General features: G+C 45.8%; 17 protein-coding genes. 12 read left to right on the top strand and 5 right to left on the bottom strand.

What is annotated here, in order from left to right; translation table 11 throughout:
- Nucleotides 1–36: 36 nt before the first annotated feature.
- From QUA25_RS01225 to QUA25_RS01255, 7 genes are all read left to right on the top strand, one after another.
- Nucleotides 37–558 (top strand): tetratricopeptide repeat protein, encoded by a 522-nt coding sequence (locus tag QUA25_RS01225; RefSeq protein ID WP_333034929.1) that lies wholly within the window; start codon nucleotides 37–39, stop codon nucleotides 556–558.
- Nucleotides 559–641: 83 nt separating this feature from the next.
- The gene (locus QUA25_RS01230) at nucleotides 642–1,313 is read left to right on the top strand and encodes a hypothetical protein (RefSeq protein WP_333034930.1); all 672 of its coding nucleotides are present in this window, start codon (nucleotides 642–644) and stop codon (nucleotides 1,311–1,313) included.
- 71 nt (nucleotides 1,314–1,384) lie between these two features.
- Nucleotides 1,385–2,689, top strand: a complete 1,305-nt coding sequence (locus tag QUA25_RS01235; RefSeq protein ID WP_333034932.1) for a metallopeptidase TldD-related protein — start codon at nucleotides 1,385–1,387, stop codon at nucleotides 2,687–2,689.
- 242 nt (nucleotides 2,690–2,931) lie between these two features.
- Nucleotides 2,932–3,756 carry a DUF3153 domain-containing protein gene (locus QUA25_RS01240; protein WP_333034934.1) on the top strand — a complete coding sequence of 275 codons (825 nt, stop codon included), beginning with the start codon at nucleotides 2,932–2,934 and terminating at the stop codon, nucleotides 3,754–3,756.
- A gap of 201 nt (nucleotides 3,757–3,957) precedes the next feature.
- Nucleotides 3,958–4,347 (top strand): LapA family protein, encoded by a 390-nt coding sequence (locus QUA25_RS01245; protein ID WP_333034937.1) that lies wholly within the window; start codon nucleotides 3,958–3,960, stop codon nucleotides 4,345–4,347.
- Nucleotides 4,348–4,427: 80 nt separating this feature from the next.
- Nucleotides 4,428–5,246, top strand: coding sequence for a ScpA family protein (locus QUA25_RS01250; RefSeq protein ID WP_333034938.1), 819 nt, complete (start codon nucleotides 4,428–4,430; stop codon nucleotides 5,244–5,246).
- Nucleotides 5,247–5,563: 317 nt separating this feature from the next.
- Nucleotides 5,564–6,727 (top strand): NDP-sugar synthase, encoded by a 1,164-nt coding sequence (locus QUA25_RS01255; protein WP_333034939.1) that lies wholly within the window; start codon nucleotides 5,564–5,566, stop codon nucleotides 6,725–6,727.
- 122 nt (nucleotides 6,728–6,849) lie between these two features.
- Here QUA25_RS01255 and speA read toward each other — a convergent pair whose 3' ends face one another.
- The 3 genes from speA to QUA25_RS01270 all read right to left on the bottom strand — a co-directional run bounded on the left by speA (nucleotide 6,850) and on the right by QUA25_RS01270 (nucleotide 11,074).
- The gene (gene speA, locus QUA25_RS01260) at nucleotides 6,850–8,859 is read right to left on the bottom strand and encodes a biosynthetic arginine decarboxylase (protein ID WP_333034940.1); all 2,010 of its coding nucleotides are present in this window, start codon (nucleotides 8,857–8,859) and stop codon (nucleotides 6,850–6,852) included.
- 317 nt (nucleotides 8,860–9,176) lie between these two features.
- A complete protein-coding gene (locus QUA25_RS01265) occupies nucleotides 9,177–10,325 on the bottom strand; it encodes a helix-turn-helix domain-containing protein (protein WP_333034941.1) in 1,149 nt (382 codons plus the stop codon).
- Between the two features lie 158 nt (nucleotides 10,326–10,483).
- Nucleotides 10,484–11,074, bottom strand: coding sequence for a DUF3611 family protein (locus QUA25_RS01270; protein WP_333034942.1), 591 nt, complete (start codon nucleotides 11,072–11,074; stop codon nucleotides 10,484–10,486).
- Between the two features lie 167 nt (nucleotides 11,075–11,241).
- On the opposite strand from QUA25_RS01270, the gene QUA25_RS01275 reads away from it, so the two are divergent.
- The 3 genes from QUA25_RS01275 (at nucleotide 11,242) to QUA25_RS01285 (ending at nucleotide 12,592) form a co-directional block, all read left to right on the top strand.
- Nucleotides 11,242–11,412, top strand: a complete 171-nt coding sequence (locus QUA25_RS01275; RefSeq protein ID WP_172186391.1) for a hypothetical protein — start codon at nucleotides 11,242–11,244, stop codon at nucleotides 11,410–11,412.
- 354 nt (nucleotides 11,413–11,766) lie between these two features.
- Nucleotides 11,767–12,060 (top strand): hypothetical protein, encoded by a 294-nt coding sequence (locus QUA25_RS01280; RefSeq protein ID WP_333034943.1) that lies wholly within the window; start codon nucleotides 11,767–11,769, stop codon nucleotides 12,058–12,060.
- 103 nt (nucleotides 12,061–12,163) lie between these two features.
- The gene (locus QUA25_RS01285) at nucleotides 12,164–12,592 is read left to right on the top strand and encodes a heavy metal-responsive transcriptional regulator (protein WP_006632299.1); all 429 of its coding nucleotides are present in this window, start codon (nucleotides 12,164–12,166) and stop codon (nucleotides 12,590–12,592) included.
- A gap of 433 nt (nucleotides 12,593–13,025) precedes the next feature.
- Here QUA25_RS01285 and QUA25_RS01290 read toward each other — a convergent pair whose 3' ends face one another.
- Nucleotides 13,026–13,949, bottom strand: a complete 924-nt coding sequence (locus QUA25_RS01290; RefSeq protein WP_333034944.1) for a fused MFS/spermidine synthase — start codon at nucleotides 13,947–13,949, stop codon at nucleotides 13,026–13,028.
- Between the two features lie 192 nt (nucleotides 13,950–14,141).
- Here QUA25_RS01290 and QUA25_RS01295 point away from each other — a divergent pair, with 192 nt between their 5' ends.
- Both QUA25_RS01295 and QUA25_RS01300 read left to right on the top strand, forming a co-directional pair.
- Nucleotides 14,142–14,336 carry a transposase family protein gene (locus QUA25_RS01295; RefSeq protein ID WP_333034945.1) on the top strand — a complete coding sequence of 65 codons (195 nt, stop codon included), beginning with the start codon at nucleotides 14,142–14,144 and terminating at the stop codon, nucleotides 14,334–14,336.
- 22 nt (nucleotides 14,337–14,358) lie between these two features.
- Complete coding sequence (locus QUA25_RS01300; RefSeq protein ID WP_333034946.1) at nucleotides 14,359–14,604, top strand: ISAs1 family transposase; 246 nt, start codon at nucleotides 14,359–14,361, stop codon at nucleotides 14,602–14,604.
- Nucleotides 14,605–14,723: 119 nt separating this feature from the next.
- Here the strand turns inward: QUA25_RS01300 and QUA25_RS01305 are convergent, their stop codons facing one another.
- Nucleotides 14,724–15,920: a LeoA/HP0731 family dynamin-like GTPase gene (locus QUA25_RS01305; RefSeq protein WP_333034954.1), complete on the bottom strand. Its 1,197-nt coding sequence runs from the start codon at nucleotides 15,918–15,920 to the stop codon at nucleotides 14,724–14,726.
- Nucleotides 15,921–16,023: the final 103 nt, after the last annotated feature.

Raw genomic sequence — 16,023 nt, forward strand, 5'->3', positions numbered from 1 at the left:
TTTGGGAAGTAATATTTGTGAATTGGGTGGGTGCTTGTGACTTCAGAAAAGTTAGAAATTGTTCAAACTGAGTACCAAGCTGGGCAAGTAGCTTTTGAGAGTGGCCGGTATGCTCAAGCTGTGCAGAGTTTAGAAACAGCTACCGGTTTAGTCGATCGAAATTCCCGGTTGGGCGGTGAGGTGCAGATGTGGCTAGTGACAGCCTACGAAGCCTCTGGCAATACAGAAAGGGCGATCGAGCTTTGCCGCAAGCTCACCCGCCATCCCCGCCAAGAAACCCGCCAGCAAGCAAAGCGCTTGCTGTTCATTCTCGAAGCTCCCAAACTCACTATCCCTCCTGAATGGATGGTGAAAATCCCTGATTTGGCAGCTTTAGATGAAAATCAATCAATCAGTTTTCAAGCCAATCCGAACGCTGATATCAAGTACGCTAAACCCAAGCCAGTCGTACCAGAGCCTGTAGATTTGAGTCAGGTTAATACGAAAGATAATAGGTTTATCTGGGTGGCGTTAATTGCGATCGGGCTAATTTTAGGCGGATTATTTCTTAGTTATTAAGCAGATGACCAATACACATTTCCAATAATTATTGTGGAACAGGCATCTTGCCTGTTCAATACAGGCTTTTCTGGATAGAAACAATGCCTTTTAGCAATTATAAAAGTATCAGCGCGGTCGCCAAAGAATTCCAAATTAATTACCTACGGGATAATTTCATTGTCGAAACAGAATTTGCAGTCAGCGAAGTTTTTCGGAATGAATTAGAATTGATTTTCAATGACGGAGTATTTGACAACTCGGAAATCGCCATTTGTGAAAATATCATTTATCCTGTATTAAAAGAAGTTTGGAAAAATTATCGAAGTAATTTTCTCCTCTGGAGTCACCAAACCTTAGTCTATAATGAGAATCTGTCAGGAATTCCAGATTATATATTGGCGAAGCGCTCCCCGCTCGGCACAGTAGTTTTTGACAAGCCCTATTTCATATTAGTTGAAGCCAAGAAAGAGAGCGCATTTGATGAAGGATGGGGGCAGTGTTTGGCAGAAATGATCGCCGTGCAGCGGCTTAACAATGAACCCGAACAAACTATCTTTGGGATTGTTTCTAATGGGGCAATGTGGCAGTTTGGCAAGCTGAAATTAGAAATGTTTACTCAAAATAAATTTTTCTATACAATTCAGGACTTAGAGCGACTGTTTGCAGCCGTTAACTATGTTTTTAAACAGTGTGAATTACAATTAGAGGAGAAGGAACAAGTAGAAAACGACACTGATTTTGACACGGATACACGGATTAATTATCGAGCATGAGGCAGGAATCAGAAGTTGAATAGCGATAATTGCTAAAATAAAAAAAAGACCCAACCAGAAAGGCTATTATTGTGAGCGATTCAACCGTAGACCAGATTTTGAAATTGGCCTCTCAGCGCGCCGATGCGGCTGAAGTCTACTACCTGTCGAGTCAAGACACGCCCATCGAATTTGAAAACAATCGCCTCAAATCCCTGCAAACCAAAGCACTGCAAGGCGTAGCACTCCGGCTGATATACCAAGGCAAAATCGGTTTTGCCAGTTCCACAGATTTAACGCGGATAGACGATTTAGTAGATGCAGCGATTCAAACAGCCGAAATCGGCGACCCCGCAGAATTTGAACTCGCCTCCAACTTTCACCTAAAAGGCCCGGAAACCACCTACACTCCGCCCACAACTCAAGAATTAGTAGAAAACGGCAAAAACCTGATCGAGCAAGTTCACGCCTACAATCCCGATATTATGGTAGATGTCGGCTTCCACGTCCGCAGCGGCCGCGTGAAAATTGCCACCACGCAAGACCTGTATGCCGAAAGAAGCAGCCAAATAATCAGCGGGACGATCGCGGGAAATTTGGTAAAGGGAGAAGACTTTATGCAAGCATACAGTTACGACGTAGCGTGCGATCGTCCCCTGGACACCGACAGCATCCTCCAATCACTCCTCGAAAAATACCGCCTCGCCGAACATTCAGCCACCATCACCAGCGGTTCCTACCCAGTATTATTTACCCCCAGAGCCGCCGCTAGCACCCTCGGCGGCTTGTTTGATACCATCCTTTCAGGTCAAGCAGTAGTTCAAAAAGCCTCTCCCCTAGCCGACAAAATCGGCGAAACCTTATTTGACGAACGCTTTACCTTTTTTGAAGACCCCACTTTAGGCCCTTCTGCTTGTCCCTTTGACGACGAAGGTACACCCACCAGCCGCAAAGTCTTGATAGACAAAGGTACTGTCACGGGATTTTATTGGGATCGCAGGTGGGCCGCTCGCGCCGGGGTAGAATCAACCGGCAACGGTTTTCGTGGCGGATTGTCTCGCCCAGGCCCTGATTTGACTAACTTTTGCATTTCCCCAGGAAATACCGCCACTCAAGACTTGATTGCTAGCATGGACGAAGGTCTAATAGTAGAGCAGGTTTTAGGAGCCGGTCAGTCCAATCAGTTAGCTGGCGAATTTTCTGTCAATTTGGACTTAGGCTATAAAGTAGAAAAAGGCAAAATTGTGGGTCGCGTCAAGAATACAATGGTGGCAGGCAGCATTTTTGAAGCATTTAAAAATTTGGCAGATTTGAGTAGCGAAGCCGAATGGGTAGGCGGTGCAGCCTATTTGCCGAGTATGCTGTTTCAACAGTTGGGTGTAGCTTCTAGGCAATAAGTTCAGTGCGGTTAATTCCAGGTGACGCTGATACTGTTGCTAGAAAAATCTTAGCACTCACCTCAAAAAGACCCGGTTTCTGCCACGCAGCATCTGTGAAATTGCCCTTCGGTAGCCCATAAACCGCGTTTATGGTATGCGGTTCGCAAGTCCAGACGTGGAAATAGAAACACAGAAACAGTGCCGCGAATTCAACGCTTTGCTAATTCATGCAAATAGGGAAAAACAGGGAAAAAGGTACAATGAAAGAGCAAAATGTCAAGGATGGAACTCGGAAGAAGAAAAAGCACTTTTTCTTTTTTTTACCTTTGGTTTTTTGCCTTTTAACTCTAGTTACTGGATGCGTTCAGTACGATGTCGGGGTTAACTTTGAGAGTCAAACTCGTGGCGAAATCGTGCAGCACATTAAACTGGGGGAAAGGTTGACGAGCTTCAGCAGCGAAACTGTTGCAGAATGGTTGAAAAGCGTAGAACGCCGGGTGAGGTTGCTGGACGGAAAAACTAAACGGGTTTCCCCCACAGAAGTTCTAGTGAGGATTCCTTTCAATAATGGAGCCGAGTTGCAAGACAAGTTCAACCAATTTTACAATCCGATCGCACCAACCACAAAATATCGGACCGCAAGTCCGCTAGAAACAGATTTGCCGAAGTTTGAATCTCACCTGAATATCAAGCAGAATAATTTGTTATTGGTGCTGCGAAATCGGTTGAGTTTGGAATTGGATTTGCGCTCTCTTTCACTGCTTTCTTCTAACGGCAGTCTGCTGCTGAGTCCGGGGGGACTTTTGGAGCTAGACTTTAGCTTGAACACGCCTTGGGGCGCCGAAAGTATTGAAACTGTCGCCGGTGCGCTGGTTCCCGAAAGCTATCAGCAAGGAAAACAGTTAGTTTGGAAGCTCAAACCCGGAGAAGTTAACTATTTGGAGGCGATATTCTGGATTCCCAGCCCGGTAGGAATTGGGGCGCTGATTATTGCCTTATTTGTAGCCGCGGGCATTGCTTTGAAATATCAAATATTGCCAGCACTCGGAATCGGCAAGAAACCACAAAACATCGGTCATACCTAAAGAGGATATGTCTTGGAGGGGCGGGTTAACCAATATCTTCACTCAGCTCTCAGAACTCCAATAAACCCGCCCCTCCCCGGATATTATGGTTAATTGACCAGATTTGATCTTATCAAAAAAGACTGAGAACATCTGTCAAAAAACAGTTGACAAATAGTAAATAATTTGATTGACCTGAATTAAGAATTAGGAACAGAGAAAATGCGATCGCTAAATTTCTTCTTCATCTTTCTGATCTGCTTGGCTCTAGTATTATTCAGCATCGAAAATACACAGCCAGTCGCGATTCAAGTTATCCAAGGCGTCCAAGTTAAAGCTCCGCTGTGCGTAGAACTAATTGTAGCGACCGGATTAGGGGCTACACTAGCGTGGCTGTTCAGTCTGTGGTCGAGAATGCAGCGAACCCTCGCGTTGCGCCAAGAGATTCGCCAAGTTCGCGAAAAAGAGCAGCGGATTCAGGAATTAGAACAAAATCTTGAACGCTATAAAGCCGAAGTAGAAGGTCAACAACCTTTGTTAGAAAGTGGAGAACCGATAAGTTTAGAAATAGCAGCCATTGAGGGCAAAGCTGCTGAAATAACCGCCAATTAACTTGATATGCTCTCTCGTTTTCCCAGAGGCAAAATCTAAAATCTAAAATCTAAAATCTAAAATCTAAAATCTAAAATCGAATGGCCGTTTCCCGAGACCAAGATGGCTTAGAAACGATTTCCGAGGGGATCGCAATTTTAATTGACCTAGCGGAACGGGGAGAAATTGATCCTTGGGACGTTAAGGTAGTTGAAGTGTTCGATCGATGTCTGAGCAAGCTTACGAACGCCTCCGATGCAGATCAGAGTAAGGATTTCTCCGATTTGTCCCACTCCGGCCAAGCGTTTTTGTACGCTTCAATGCTGGTGTTGCTCAAAGCAGAAAGTATCGTGCTTTCAGAACCCCCCGCGAATCCCGACTCGGCCGACGAGCCGGCAATAGAAGACGCAGAGCACTCAGGCGGGCGACACTTGCCGCAGCATTTAGAGCGGCAATTGCGCCGTCGCGGTGTAGCTCAACTACCGCAAAAACGACCGGTGACTCTCCCAGAACTGATTGAGCAGTTGCAGCTAATGAAAGCAGCAATGGAGCAGCAGACAGTTACACCCCGGCGTCGCCCTACCTCAAAAATGCGATCGCAAGCGGCCCAAGCTATCTTTGAGCTAGCTCACCAAGAAAATCTCGTAGAAACTGCTAGTGAACTCGAACGGTTTCTGGCTCAGCGGGGCGCGGAAATTGACGAGGGTTGGCTGGACTTGGACACATTGCTAGAGCTCTGGCACCATAACGATTTGCACTCTCCTGTCAACCCAGAACTCCCGGTATCGACTGCGGAAGTTCACTTGCCAAATCATGACCGCGTGGGTATTTTTTGGGCGTTGTTGCTCCTATCGGCTCAGTCTAAAGTAGAGTTGCTTCAAGAGGAGTTTTACCAAGACCTGAAAATCCGCGCGCTTTGAGCTTGCACGGTATTAGGTTCTCGGGGGAAACTAATAACTATGCCACTGCGTCGGTTAAGATTCTAGGCAGAATCTCGCTCTATGGCATTCTGTTGCTGAGTCTGGGATGCGGAGAGCGGGAGCGTGAAGTTATTGCTGGTTCCCGATACCTGGTTTCTTAAATCCAGGTAAATTCGGAATAAATGATTGATAGCCTGGTACGATGTCGCCTATAAAGAGGTCAGGATTTTGCTGTGCTCGATCGATTCGACGATCGCAACCGCTAGCATCTAATTGTTCAGTTGATATCAGTTAACAGAGGGTTGAGGAAGTTAAGAATGAAAGCGATGATTCTGGCGGCCGGTAAAGGCACTCGCGTCCGTCCTATTACTCAGACAATACCCAAACCGATGATTCCCATCCTGCAAAAGCCAGTGATGGAGTTTTTGGTTGAATTGCTCCGCCAGCATGGATTTGACCAGATTATGGTCAATGTTTCCCACCTGGCAGACGTGATTGAAAACTACTTCCGTGACGGTCAAAAGTTTGGGGTACAAATTGCCTATTCTTTTGAAGGGCGAATTGAGGACGGAGAAATGATTGGAGAGGCTGTCGGTTCGGCTGGTGGCATGAAACGAATTCAGGACTTCTCGCCGTTTTTTGACGATACTTTTGTGGTGCTGTGCGGCGACGCTTTGATTGACTTGGACTTGACTGCTGCTGTGAAGTGGCACCGGGAAAAAGGGGCGATCGCTACTATTGTTATGAAATCGGTTCCCCGCGAGGAAGTTCCTAGTTATGGAGTGGTGGTAACAGACGAGTCTGGCAAAATTAAAGATTTCCAAGAAAAACCTTCTGTAGAGGAAGCTCTGAGTACCGATATCAACACTGGCATTTACATTTTTGAACCAGAAATATTCAATTATATTCCCTCTGATACAGAGTACGATATCGGTTCGCAATTATTTCCCCACCTTGTAAAAATAGGCGCGCCTTTTTACGGGATTAGCATGGACTTTGAGTGGGTAGATATCGGCAAAGTTCCTGACTATTGGCGGGCAATTCAGAGCGTACTCCTGGGACAAGTTAAAAATGTTTCGATTCCGGGAATTGAAGTGCGCCCCGGCATTTACGCTGGTTTGAATGTAGCTGTCAACTGGGATAAGGTTGATATTACAGGGCCTGTTTACATTGGGGGGATGACGATCATTGAGGATGGAGCAAAAATTGTCGGCCCGACAATGATTGGCCCAAATTGTTGGCTTTGCAGTGGCGCTACTGTGGAAAACAGCGTGATTTTTGAGTATTCTCGTTTGGGCCCGGAGGTGCGGTTGGTTGACAAACTGGTGTTTGGGCGCTACTGCGTTGATAAAACCGGGGCTGCGATCGATTTGCAAGCGGCTGCTCTCGATTGGCTGATTACTGACGCTCGCCAAGTTTTACCAACTCAACACGGAGAAGAGCGGCGGGCGATATCTGAAATTCTCGGTCATGGTGCATAATTGTTAATTGCTAAGTGGCAATTGCTAATTGCTCAAGGTAAGGTGCGCTAGGCGCACCCTACTTTTACGTTTATGATCTCAGCTTTCAATTATGGTAATGTGCTTAAGTTGCACCCTACATTTTAAGACTGAAGATAAGTATATTTGCTGAGACTCCGCTCGTAATTTTGCAGCAAAAGTTGGGCCTCGGAAAGAGTAATTTTATTTTGCTGCAAAGCTGCTTCTGTCTGACGGCGGATGCTTTCAACCAAATTTTCTGAATCGTACTGTACGTAGCTAAGGACTTCTTTCATAGTGTCTCCTTTCACAACGTGTTCGATATGATAGCCAGAAGGTGTTAGCTGAATATGAACTGCATTAGCATCGCCGAATAAGTTGTGAAGGTTGCCCATAATTTCTTGATAAGCACCTCCCAAAAATAGCGCCAAATAGTAAGGTTCTCCAGGTTTGAGAGTATGCAGTTCCAAAACAGACTTCACATCTCGCAAATCGATAAATTGGTCGATTTTGCCGTCGCTGTCGCAGGTAATATCGGCTAAAATACCGCGTTGAGTTGGTTCTTCGTCGAGTCGGTTAATCGGCATAATTGGGAACAATTGGTTAATTGCCCAACTATCCGGTACAGACTGGAAAACAGATAAGTTGATGTAATAAATAGACGCCATCACCTTTTCTAAGTCTTCCAAATCCTCCGATACATATTTTTTTTGCCGCGCGATCGTCTGTATTTTATCGCAGCAAGCCCAGTACAACTGTTCGGTTTTCGCCCGTTCCGCAATTCCCAAATAGCCTAAGTTAAATAAACTGACTGCTTCTTCCTTGAATTGGATGGCATCGTGATAAACTTCTTGGTAATTTTCGGGACTGATAGATTGGTAAATTTCGTAGAGATTGCGCGGAATTTGGTGCGCGTTTTCGTCTACTGGTTCTGCTACTTCTCTGGGGACATCGCTAGTACCGAGTACGTCAAAAACTAACACTGATTGGTGAGAAGCGATCGCCCGCCCGCTTTCGCTAATGATAATTGGAACCGGGATTTTGCGCTCGTCGCAGGCATCTTTCACTCCCGCTACTACGTCGTTAGCGTAGTTTTGCATATTGTAGTTTTTGGAAGCGTGGAAGTTTGTTTTAGACCCGTCGTAGTCAACGCCGAGTCCGCCGCCTACGTCCAAGTAGTTCATATTAGCTCCCAATTTAGCTAATTCTACATAAATGTGGCTGGCTTCTCGAATGGCGTCTTTGATGACACTAATTGACGAAATTTGAGAGCCGATGTGGAAGTGCAGTAACTGCAAACAATCGAGCATTCCAGCTTTTTCTAGTTCGCCGACTGCACGCATAATTTCTGGAATTGTTAAGCCAAATTTTGCCCGATCGCCCGTGGAACCTCCCCAGCGGCCAACCCCTTTGGTAGTGAGTTTTGCTCGCACTCCCAAAATCGGTTTAATTCCTAATGCTTTGCTCGCGGCGATTGCGAGTTCTACTTCCTCTATTTGCTCTAGCACAATTACGGAAGTTTGCCCTAGCCGCTGCGCCAAAATAGCAGTTTCGATGTATTCGCGGTCTTTGTAACCGTTACAAATTAATAAAGCGCCTGGGTTTTTTAAGGTCGCCAAAGCTATCATTAATTCCGGTTTCGAGCCGGCTTCGAGCCCGAAGTGATGGGGTTGACCGAAACGCACCAAATCTTCAATTAATTGTCGGTGCTGGTTGCATTTTACTGGAAAGACACCGCGATAAACATTTTTGTAATTGTACCGAGCTATCGCTCTGGCAAAACACGAATTTAAGCGCTCGATCCGGTCTTCCAAAATATCAGAAAATCGAATCAGCAGCGGCAAAGCCAAATTTCGCTGTTTCAGGGATTCTACCAGTTCGCATAAGTCCAGGGAACCGCCGCGATCGCCCTTGGGAGAGACTGTAACGTGACCGGCTGCATTGATCGAAAAATACGGTTCGCCCCAACCTTGAATTCGGTAGAGTTTCTCACTATCTTCTATTGTCCAAGATGCTTGTGGCAGTTGAGCTGCCGTTACCAAAGCACTGTCGGGTGTCGCCAAACTCGTGGCTGTTGGCGAGTGAGTCGATAGCGGATCGAGATCGGAGAAAGCAGCGGTGGCTGGGGAACTCATCTTATCGGAAACCTCTTTGAGGAGTGGTCAAATAGATAGTTTATCGCACATATCGGGTTTCCTGATGCAGTTGAAAAATCACTTTGGGTACACGGGCTGGCGATTTTAGATTTTAGATTTTAGATTTTAGATTTTAGATTTTAGAATTGACTCGACAGATGGATGAATGTGGGGGATTTAACTAAAATCTCAACCATAATTGCTCTCCCGGACTCCTTTCTTCAAACAAATATCCGTATGGAGGTGAATTCGGAAACCCGGTTTCCGAGTTCACCTGCGCCAAGAGAGTGGTCGGACGATTGATCGCCCGACACACACTAACCAAAAATCACCTCCGGCGGCGCCATGTCAGCCCCCATAATCAATCCCCCGTTATTAGACTTCTTCAAGCCCGGTTGAGGTGCTTTTTCTGGGGTCTTCTGAGCCGGTGCAACTGAGGCTGGCGGTTTCACCTGCGTTGGAGGTACTGCCTGTGCTCCTGGCACCACGGGTTGCTGCGACAGCCAACCCAAGCCCCCTACAGCCCCAGCCATCAAAGCGGTGTAGCCGATGTACAAATGCACCGGACGCATTTGAAAGCCTTCGCCTGAGTCGGAATCGGAAACAGACACATACATACTGGGAATTGGAGTCGGAGCGGGTTTGGGCAAAGCATTCGCCATAGCGCTGCCGTCTAATCCTAAGGCGTCGCCGAGTCTGCGGATAAAACCTCTAACGTAAATATCTTGGGGCAGTTTGTCGATTTCCCCATTTTCGATCGATTCGATGTGGTGCAACGGCACGAGAGTTTGACTGTGGAGTTGCTGCAGGGATAAGGAGCGAACTTGCCGTCCCTTACGCAATTCTCTACCCAACTCCTGCAAGCACTCTTCTCGCTGTTGAACGGCTAAAGCTGCTTCTTCTTCCTTGGTGAGTTTTTTTGGCTTCTTGGGAAAACCGAACCCTGGGAAGGATTTTCCGGGCACTGTGACAGGTGCAGGTGCAGCCGACTCGACTTTATTTTCGTCTTGGGGCGCTTGTTTGCTGTCTTCAGAAGTATTGCTGTCTCGATCGGAATTTTCAGTTTCGGACTCGGTTTGGGGCGGCGCTTCCACACTAGCGCTGCGCCAATAGAAGACAGGAGCAGTGACTGGTGGCTCCAATTCTTGAATTTCTGTCACCGTCTCAATGACGGGACTTACAGTAGTAAAACTCTCTTGGGTTACTTGCGGTTCAATTTTGTTTTGTTTGGGAAATCGATCGAATGCGAGTTTGACGGCTTCTCTGCTAACTGCTCTAATTAAAATTTCGGCAGCGGAGGCTGCTTCGCCCAACATTGTTTGCAGGCTAGCTAGAGCGTGGCTATAGGTGTCGCTACAGAGGAGTTCAGTTTCTATTTGACCTAGGACAGAACGAAAACTTTCTTGAGAAATTTCAATAGTTGGGTGATCTGTCACCCCAAAATAAGCCTCGGGTTTCAGTGCCATGATATTCATGTTGTCTTAGTAGAAGGTATCTGAGTACGTTCTTCGACAGGTTGGCAGTGATTCCGGATGTCGGTTGGGGGAGAGTGGGAGAGTGAGGGAGATTGAGAGAAAGAGAGAGTGGGAGAGTGGGAGAGGCGCAATTCCCACTTATTGATCGTCTATTGCTTGTGGATGCGATCGAGCAAAAAAAGAGCCCCGAAAATCCCGACAAAATGGGCAACAGTGGCGTGAGTATTGGCGAGTACCACAAATATATCTAGCGGCTGAATAAATCGACCCAAATCAACTGCGGCACCGAACAAGGCTTGCGGCTGAGCTAGAGATTTGGCTAAAAGCGTACCGCTGATGGCTTCTGCACCGATCAGCGTCAGCACCATACCCGATAAGTTGCTCCAAAGTGCCAGCCGCACTTCTTTGATGGTGTCTGCTTTTTTGGGGCGGACAGCGTTAGCGGGCGATCGCAGTTGTCTCGACAAGCGGGTGAAGCGGAAAGAGCGATATACGCTGTAAGCGAGTACGGCCAGCCCGCAAATGGCAAAAAATACGCCGCCGCCGGTGCCGGCACTGGTTGAACCCGCAGCGGCGCTAGCCCTGGGGATGGCGAAGGGGATGGCAAAGAGCAAAATGATCGCCGCTACCACCCCCAGCACTACCTGTACCCAAAAGCAAACCCAGCCTGTTGTACGAAGGGCAAAGGCTACTCGCTGTACGGCGACAGGAAGCTTATCGTTATCTAACTGATTAGTCATATTTTGAGCGGGTATAATTAATTGGCATTAGTTGGCGGCAGTTTTTTCTCTTCGGGGACGGTTGACGGCGGTTAAGCCTCTTTATAATAGAAGTAGCAATGTTTAAGATTTGTAACTAACATTGGATTTCACATTTGAATAGCGTCGATCGCCAGGTACCCAAAGCAATGACACAACTACAACCCACCGTCACTCCCAAACTGGAACAGCCAAAGTTTGGCTTCAACAGCTACGCGGAACGCCTTAACGGTCGAGCCGCGATGATCGGTTTTTCTCTAACTTTAATTATCGAGTATGTCACAGGCCAGGGCTTGCTGTCCTGGTTAGGTCTCAACTAATTTTAGCAATGGCGCGGTCAGCCTTACACTTTGTCTTGACTCGAACAGCAGCGGGTGTGACTTCTGCTGACCGCGACAAATTCGGGAATTGATTAAAATATTAATTAGAAACAAGCCCAGCGACTTCTCTGTCGAGAGAGATCTGTTCCCGAATGCAATAGCTGGCTTTTGGAGGTGTATATGGGGTGGAATTTTGATTTGACTAGCTTGGCAATTTTGCCTCGCTCCCGTACAATTCCCCACAGGCGAGAAGATTAATTTAGGTAAAGCTAGTCTTTGAGCTAGAAATCCCGATCGTTCCGCCAACTCTAAGTTTTAGAGCTTGTAAATAAATATAGAACAGAGTAAAACCAAATGAATGCTTCGTGGACGCGACTTTTGAGGTCAGCTTACCGTAGAGAACCAATTACCAGCTTTGTTGTGACAGTGGGCGTTGTCGATGCAGCCATCGGCAGCATGGGTGCGAGTGGCTCTTTATTGGCTTTTGGGCTGGGTACCGCTGGGGTGGCGATGGCTCTCCGCTGGTGGCAATTTTACCGCTCTGCAGCCGAACAACCCGCACCTGCTCCCGAATACTATCTTCCTCCTCAGTCTTCTAGACCTCAGTTGCCCGTGCTTAACGTCTCTAAAAAAAATCCTCCTTATTAAGATTACCGGGCAATGGTGACTGGGCGAGGTGCCGATCGACTCCCTGGATCTGAGGCACTAAAAGATAGGGCAAGAAAGTCTTTCGATCTTGGATGCTTGGTGTATGAATATTTCTGTTGCCGAGAAACTGTACAAAATTGGCTCTGTAGCTGCCTGTAGTGGTTTGTCGGTGAAAACTGTTCGTTACTATGAGGAGATGGGCTTGCTGTCTCCTGCAGTAAAGCGATCGCCCGCTGGTTATCGCTTGTTTGGCGAAACGGTATTTAACAGGTTGGCGTTTATTAAACGATCTCAGACTCTGGGTTTGAGCCTTCAGGAGATTAAGGATATTTTACAAGTTCGCGATCGGGGGGAGTTGCCTTGCTCTGAAGCGAAGCAGCATCTCACGGCTAAGGTAGAGGAAATTTCCGTGCAAATTGCAGCCTTAGAAACTTTGAAGAGGGAGTTGCAAGGCATTCTCAACTGCTGGCAAGAGCAACCCTCGCAGGCGAGCATTACTCGCACGATTTGTCCGAACATTCAGCGGGATTGAGCGGCAGAAAGATACAAAAAAAGGGAAGGAATTATCGGTTTCCTTCCCTTGATGGTTTTGTTGGTGGTTTTGTTGGTGGTTTTGAGCTTTTAACTGTTTTCGCAGAGTTTGCTGTTGCTTTTTGAGTTGCCGAGCCCTGGCTGAGCCGCCTTTACCTTTGGAGTTTCTACCCTCGCTGCGAGGAGACTCCCAACTTTTTAGTCTCATGTTTTTCATTCTATGCACTACTTCTATACTACACCGCCCGATTTTCACTGTCAAGTATTTTTTAGACTGATGTTTTCTAGTATCAACTTTTGACTGATGGGGATTTGCTACAGACATACGGATTGTGCGCCCATAAGCACCCTACAGCCCGATGGTACCCCCATAAGCACCCTACAATTAGAGTTTTTTGTCGGATTCCGTTAACAGCCCTAATTGTGTATATTTATCAGTCCAAATATCCGGCGGGTATTTCAGCATCTGTAAAAATTGGCAGCGTTTCCCAAATTTTCACCCATTCCGGCAATTGGGCTACTTTTTTTAGCTGGAGCGACATTTCTATTAAGGAAAATCCTAAATTGTGGAAATCTTGAATAAGTTCGGCTTTCAAGAAAATTTCATTTTTAGCTAAATCGGGAGCATTAGTCGCAATGACAACGCTGTTGCCGGCTTCTAAATTGCATATATAAACTTGTGCGAACACAGTTTGAATTGTTTTCACCGCTGCCGCATTAAACTCTTGTTTGTGGAACAGGTGGACAACTAGAACACCTGCGCTTGACAAGCGAGTTTTGCACAGTTGGTAAAATTCTTGTGTCACCAATCTATAGGGCATATAGCCGCTGCCAAAACCAGCATCCACGATAATTATATCGTTTTTTACTGTGGAATCTTGTTCGGCTAGATATTCGCGCCCGTCTTGAATGACTACTTTGAGTCTGTCGTCTAATTGAATGCCAAAAAATTTTTGAGCTACTGCGACTACTTTTTGGTCAATATCTGTACATTCGACTATCGCGTTAGGGAAATAGTGGTGGAAAATTCTGGGGAGGGTGCCGCCACCAAATCCGATTACATAGATTTTTTTTGGGTGAGTTTTCCAGACTAATGCTAGCAACACGGATCGGGAATAGGGAAAGATTAAATTTAGTGGATTGTTGAGGTCTAGGATTGATTGAGCTACATTTGTGATTAAGGTTTCTCTGTCTGCTAAAAGCAGTAGTAGCACTGAGTTTATTTTTTTTACGGCGATGCAGTTGTCGCCGGAGTTTTGTTGAAATAGGATGCCGTCTGGCTGTTGCTGAAGCCAATTGATTTGTTGGTGAATAGCTGCTAAATTGCTAGGTTGTCGATCGCCTTTATAATCAGTCATACGATTTTAGATTTTAGATTTTAGATTTTAGATTCAGGGTAAACGCATCTTAACTTTAACCCAAAATATGCTACAGTTATATCCGACTAATTTTTTATGTAGTTTATGGTAGCTCATGAGTGTGATCAAGGGCAAGAGGTTTTAGTAAAACTGTAACTTCGCAACAAAAACAAATAGATTCATTGCCAAAGAGTGAATATTTTAAAGGCGAGTTGTTTAAAACATTTGGCTACCTTGAACGACCCCAGAATAGAAAGAAGTAAAGAACATTTGCTCAAAGATATTAGATCGATCGCTATTCTAGCTATCATCAGCAGTGCGGACGGATGGGTGGCAATAAAAGCCTATGGTAACGCCAAATATGAATGGTTAAAAAGCTTTCTATAATTACCGAATGGTATACTATCTCATGACAGGTTTAGTCTCCTTATTTGCCGGAATTGAACCGCAGCAGTTTCAAGAATGTTTTTTGAGTTGGGTAAATGCGATAGTCGGGGAATTAGAACGAAACGTGATTGCCATTGATGGCAAAACACTGAAACTATCTTATGACCGAAATGAGCAGAAAAAAGCGCTACATATAGTCACTGCATGGTCTTCATCTCATCAATTAGTGTTAGGCAAAAAAAAAGAGATAAAAAATTTAATGAGCTAGATGAGTATGAAGCCGTAGAAGGGCGGCTGAGTGTGTCGGAGTTAGTTTGAATAATTCATGTAGGGGCGATCGCACTTTTTGACAATTTGGGACGTAAGGGCGATCGCGCTTTTTCCGCTTCAAGTATTCGGGTTAGCTGTTGCCTTCGTGATGTACTGGATAATCCCGTCAAAATCCTTACGGATGTCTGCCAGTTGTTTTACCCAGGTATTTGAAGAAGAAATCGCTTCCTCTTCCTTCTGGCGAGCGGCTGCAATTTGCTTCTCAATCTCTCCGTAAACCTGTTGCTCAAATTCAAAGAGCTGTATTTCAATTTGATTTTCCAAGTCTTTTGCTATTAATTGAAATTGGCTCGTAATATCGCGACGAACATCAGACATTTGCTTTTCTCGCTCGTGTTCCTGTTGCATTTGTAAAATATCTAGTCCTACCGAAACAAGTGCTAGAGCTGGTCCCAGGAATTTAGCAGCATTGCCGATGTTTTTAGCCATACCAACCGCCTGCCAAGGCTTAAACTTAAAGCCGACAAATTTTCCCACAGCCACAACACCTTGATGTAAACCGCTTCCTGCTACATCTATAGAACGTAGAAATCCTTGTTCAGCAGCGGTTTTTGCAAAAGTCCTCGATGCCAAAGTGGTCAGCTTCACCCCGGCCGTCTCACCAATTTTTTTAAGCAAGTTAACTTGGCTTTTTAGTCGCTCCATATCCATACCAGCCCCCAGATTTTGGGCTGATATATTTTGATTTTTATCTAGGCAAGCAACAAAACTCTTGACTAGATCACCTTCTAGCACTTTTTCAACCTCCTGCCGGATATCTTCAACTGCTACATTTACAGCATCTTGCAGCTTGGTTTCTGCTTTCTCATAGTGCTTCTGCACATTCAGTTCAGCTTGTTTATTCAGGTTTTCAAATTTCTGCTCGCTACCTACTGCTGCGGCAAGAGTGTTACCCTCGCTAGCAACTCCTGAAGACATCTCAAGGGCTATATTTTTAACTTTAGTTCGCAGGCGATCGCGCTCTTTACGCACTGTGCGAGATAACCGTGTCAGCACTTCAAAAAAAGCAGAATCTTCGCTAGAGTTGCGAGTAAAGCTCAACAGAGCCTCATCAACGCAGCTTAGAGCAATTCGGACAGGTGTATCAAAACGAGCAAGGGAGCCACGACGCTCTACAAACTGATTGAGAGCATCAATAAAAGTTGGAAAACGGCTGATTTCTCTCAGAAAATCATCCTTGTCGTCAATGCCTTCACAGTAGTCTTTTGCATCAATAAAGCAGATAGGAAATTCATCAAGACTGTATGGCTTCAGTGCATCGGCAAGACTTTGGCGGTAGTCATTTGTGACAAGTTAAGAAAAAGTGCAAATTGTCAAGGGGGTAGACCAAAAAAGGTAAAATAGGATGAAACCTTTA

It is taken from the genome of Microcoleus sp. Pol17C6, assembly GCF_036701145.1.
GTDB lineage: Bacteria > Cyanobacteriota > Cyanobacteriia > Cyanobacteriales > Microcoleaceae > Microcoleus.